The sequence below is a fragment of the Endozoicomonas sp. SESOKO4 genome (assembly GCF_024606275.1).
The window spans coordinates 1-4528 of the sequence record NZ_JAHHPS010000390.1 but is presented as its reverse complement, the minus strand read 5'-3'; the positions used below and the strand labels follow the sequence as shown (position 1 = coordinate 4528).

Sequence of the window (4528 nt, the reverse complement as noted above, 5' to 3'; positions counted from 1 at the left end):
TACGAGCATGGCTGGGAGAAATACTTCAGGGACAATGTACCTAAATGGTCATTCTTCCACGCAGAAAGTATTCCTTACTCTTACACTTTGGGCACCTTCTACGAGTGGAAAAACAGTGCTGACAGGACAGCCAATTGACAGCCATGGACGATTAACCGTTGCTTACTCGTCTGGTGTGAACATCACTTTTTCCGGTGACAAAAGTACTCAGCTCTGAGGTAACAGAATGACAAGTGCTCGTCCCAATGCATTATGTCTTGCAGTGGCAGTTGCCATCAGCTCTTCCATCATTGGTACACAGGCACTGGCCGATCGCAGGCTGCAGACAAAATCTGCCGTTATTCCGGGCAATGGATATGCGGAGTTTATCCAGAGTGAGGTCATGCTTCAGCCAACTTTAGGTCTTAACGAACAGCCAATAGCCAAATCCTCTACAACCACTTACCCTTATGAGCCTCGAAGAAGTGAGGGCTATGACCTTCCTTCTACGAGCTTTACAGAAGTTCTCTACAGTATTCATGGTGGCGTTTCCACTGTTGATCAGTTTGAAACAGACGAGGATAACGTTGCTCAGAAATACACCAAAGTTCTGAAAGTGGGTGGTGAGGGCGTCTTCAGGTTCACCCATAACCTTGAAGAAAAGGAACTGCTTATTGAAGTCAGAGACGGAATGACCGATCAGGATTCAGTTGAGGCCATCCGTTATCAAGTACTATGCATCCAGGCACTAGAACCATTTACTAAAATCGCCAGCCCCGAGCAACTGGCTACTGTGCTGGAAGTTGCCAGCGACAGAGCAGGAAACCTCGGAACAAACGATCACTACGTCGCTCTTGCCACCATTGAAGTTGAAAAGGTTGAAGTCAATGGGCGTACCTTCATGCGTCTTATCGCTTTAGACGATCAGCCCCCTGAACTGCAACGTTTGGGTCAATCACTCTTTGTCAATGATGAGGCTCTCCTGGCGGCAGCCACTTCTGCCTATATGCAGGTTCATGTCCTGGAAGAAAATTTACAACAGCAGGCCCTTAATGATCTGTTAGCACACAGCAAACCTGTCGGCTATGTTGTTCACGTCGAGGATGACACGCGGGTTTATCCAGCGCCTGCAGGTTACCCAAAGCTGGAAGTAAAAGAAGCTCCCGGGGAGGTTATTGTTTTCCGAGGCCAGAAGCCGAATCCCGATGATATCGCTTTTGTAGAAAACCTCTATAAACTCTGGGTAGAAGCTGAGACTAATACCCCCGCCCCTGCTGCAGCATGGGTTAAAAAGTACAGGGTCAAAAGCTACCAGTACGCCATTCGGAGCAGGCAGATGGCACTGCTGGAGGGGTTTGCTGCGCGGCACGACGCCGGAGTCAACAAAGATCAACCGACAACGCTTACAGACGAAGATAAATTGGCAGTGCTTGCGCTTTCATACTACGAATGTCTCCAGTTGGCATTGTCCATTGCCACTCCAGCTCAGGCAGTCGAATTTGAATTCACACCAGAGCATGTCAGAGCCGCTTCGTCTGTCATCACGCCAACCTGGTTGCAGATTCAACTCGCCAAACACTTCAGTTTCAAACCCGCACTCAAAGAGCTTCTGATCAGTCAGAATTTCGTTAAGGGTATTATGAATCTTATACCCGTCGTCGACGAATCACAGCTCGATGTTTTTAACCACAACGAACAGTTTGCTGCCAAAGTTGTGAGCAACATGGCCAGACAAACGGTTGAGTGGGAAAGACAGCTGCAAGAGCACATCGCAACAAAAAGCGAACTCATCCGGGTTAAAAACCAATTAGAGCTTATATCGGAGACAGCTACTGCCAATGAAAAGAAAAAACACAGAGCACTTGGGCTCAAGCAACAAGTTGAAGATGACCTCGTACTGATTCGTAAAGTGCTGAAAAAACTGGAAGAGCAGTCACAGAAACTTCAGTATAAAGTCGAACGAATCCAGTATCTGCAACAACACCTCCATGATGCCATAAAAGAAACCGGTATGGTTTACAACACACAACTGCCAGAGAGGCTGAAGGTTTGATCCAGTAATCATTGAGCTGTCGCTCAACCGCTGTAGCATGAGCCTGCATCAATGTGCCATGGATGATCTCGATCAGGTCTGATTCAGACAGGCCAACAGCATGGGCATAAGGTGCCAGAGTATCCTGAGCATGGGTCAGGAATGCCAGAGTCCTGCGACCGTTATCAAAGGCAACATCGTCAAGAACGTAGTTGGCGATGAGCGCAGTAGCGTACTCTTGCATGCCGGCAACAGACTCTTTCATGCCTGCCGGGCCAGTGGCGGTCACGGTCACAGGAGTAAAGGCACTTTGCATGAATTCCTCAGTACCCTCGTCGGACAGCATCTGGACAACCTTCCTGAACTCAGGCACCTTGACGCCATGTTTATAACCAAGAAAGTGCTCAAATTCAGTCACTGTCTGATAACCATCGACACCTCTGACGGCCTTCATGTGGTGCTCAAGTTCAACCTTGCTGATCAGACCTTCACGCAGCAGAGCGATGATCCTGTTACCGCTGGCAGAACGGGCAGCGAAGTATTCCGGGAAGCTTTTCAGGTCCTTTGGTTCATACTCGACGTAGTGAATGCCTGCTTTGCCCATGCCGAGAATTTCGTCGTCGTATTCTTGTGCCCCTGTTGCTATCTCTTGCCTGGCGCGGTACGACAGAATCTGGACTTCTTTGAGAACTCTCGGAGGTTGAGATTCCGATGAGGATGTCCTCAGGCTTTTGAAAATTTCCACAATCCGACTGGCCTGATCAAACCTCAGATGGTTTCCGGCCAGTGCCCGCATGCGAATCGGTGCAAATTCATCGTCAAAATCGAAAGTCGTCAGCAATGGTATGGCCTTACCGCTTTCTCTTGCAACTACTGTCAGTCCAATTGCAGCGTCCAGGGCTTGCTTTTTAAGAGGGTGCTGCTGTGTGAATTTTTGGATAGCGTTCAGAACTTTTGCCTGTTTCGGCGTGTATTGGAAGGGACCGCCGTCACTTTGGATGGCTTCCTCTGCAGCCTTCAGGACTATCTTCATTCTCTCAATGTATGCTTTCCTGCTTTTAATCTCATCTTGCAGATGAACCTGTTCCTGAATCAGTTTTCGGATCCTGCCGCCAAAACCATCATTCCCGCCCAATTGTAGCTGTTTGTTTCTCAGGGCATTAAGCCGTTGTTCGTGGGTGTCATTGGCGTCTGGTTTAAGACCCACGGCTTCTTCAGTGGCGTCAAGAGCCACGTTTTGAAATTCCGTCAGAGCGACTTCTGCTTTTGATACAGCATCACTTGTTTGCTCCAGGGCCAAATTCAGCCTGACCATTTCGTTTTCATATACGGTTTTAGCCTGCTTATCGTAGTCTTCAAAATCGATAACTTCCTGTTTTTTTCGATCCAGATTCTCTTGTAAATTTCTCTCTTCAAGCCTTGCAAGGGTCACTTCCATACTCTTCCTGTCGTGCTCACGCAAGAATTGTGCGATCTGAGTGTACTTTTTCCAGGTTAAAATCACTTCACCCAATGCTTCATCGGATTGGTTCTGAACATCAGAATTTGCGTAGGCTGCAATGGCAATAAAGTAATCAGATTCTTCCTTCAATCCGAGGTCACCAGTCCGGATGTTCAGATTTGATTTGGTTCTGATTTCCTCAAGGACTTCATCTCGTTTTTCTGCACTGCATTCCAGCAGGAAGTGCTTGATGTCCCTCATTCGCTCTTCAGGGGTTTGCTCATCAACTGCAGCCAGACCCAACCCGATCTGAACATCTTTCATTCCTTGATTGAGAGCTGTTTTTTCTTTATCCGAGATATGTCGGAGATCAGCACGGTTCAACGCCAATACTACGTTTTTGCCACGAAGAGTCTTCAATCTGTGATAAACACCCGCCAGTTCACTTTCAGCTTTTTTAATGGCTCGCCTGGCCATCGCGACATCACGATCAAGGGCGAATCGGGGCTTATGCCCCAGGCGAGCCATTTGCCTGTCCAGTTCATTTTCAATGGCTGCGATACGCTCATCAACCTCGGGCTGACCCGCTTTAAGCACTTCTACATCCAGATGTTCAAGTTTTTCCTCAATTAGACAGTTCTGCTCGTCTATACCGGCATGACTTTTATAGCCCTTAATCTTGAGTTGAACAGCAATTTGATTGTTTCTGATTCTCTTGGCACCTTCATCGTCATAAGTTTCGATTACTTCTTCCATTAATTCCCGAATTTTCTTTCTTAGAGCATGCTGCTGGTCGGACAGATTGGCATCGTCTGCAAACCCTATCTGCAGATCACCGGCCAGTTTAGCTATGAAGATTTTTCCTTTTTCTTTGGCAGCAGGATTTACATGAGGGTGGATATTTAGCGCCTTCTCCATAGCGGTAAGATAATGTGCCTGTCGTTCTCTGGCTCGCTGATCAGATTCTTCGACTATAAATTTGAGACGATCACGAATACCAAAGAGTATGATATCCACCCCCACCAGCCCCGCCTTCAGATCTCTTTCCAGATGCTTCTCCAGGTCTGGTCTGTCAG

The 4528-nt window shown here is 47.6% G+C and carries 1 protein-coding gene; it reads right to left on the bottom strand.

Annotated features, from left to right (window positions below):
* Positions 1–1847 precede the first annotated feature (1847 nt).
* Positions 1848–4528, bottom strand: a 2681-nt coding sequence (locus KDK16_RS07650) for a hypothetical protein (RefSeq protein ID WP_257275417.1), incomplete at its 5' end; no start/stop codon positions are given.